The 457-nt window shown below is 65.6% G+C and carries 1 protein-coding gene; it reads right to left on the minus strand.

What is annotated here, in order from left to right:
- On the minus strand, nucleotides 1-457 hold a 457-nt coding region (gene ugpE / locus HWX22_RS31555), incomplete at both ends, for a sn-glycerol-3-phosphate ABC transporter permease UgpE (RefSeq protein ID WP_175917022.1).

Consider the following 457-nt stretch of genomic DNA (forward strand, 5'->3'; position numbering starts at 1 on the left):
TGCCATTCGGTGGCCGCGTCGCCGCTGGCGATCATCGACTTGATGCCCACCACCGCGTTCGACATCGCGCCGTCGGTGGCGACCAGGATCGGCCACAGGTACTGGCTCCAGCCGTAGATGAAGGTGATCACGAACAGCGCGGCGATGCTGGTGCGCGACAGCGGCAGCACCACGTCCCAGAAGAAACGCAGCGGCCCGGCGCCGTCGATGCGCGCGGCCTCCATCAGCTCGTCGGGCAGGGTCATGAAGAACTGCCGGAACAGGAAGGTGGCGGTGGCCGAGGCGATCAGCGGCAGCGTGAGACCCGCGTAGCTGTTGGTCAGGTGCAGCGTCGAGACCACCTGCACGGTCGGGAAGATGCGCACCTCGACCGGCAGCATCAGGGTGACGAAGATCAGCCAGAACGCGGTGTTGCGAAACGGGAAGCGGAAATAGACGATCGCGTAGGCGGACAGGA

The sequence above is a fragment of the Burkholderia sp. BCC1638 genome, assembly GCF_902833195.1.
In the GTDB taxonomy this organism is placed as follows: Bacteria; Pseudomonadota; Gammaproteobacteria; order Burkholderiales; family Burkholderiaceae; genus Burkholderia; species Burkholderia diffusa.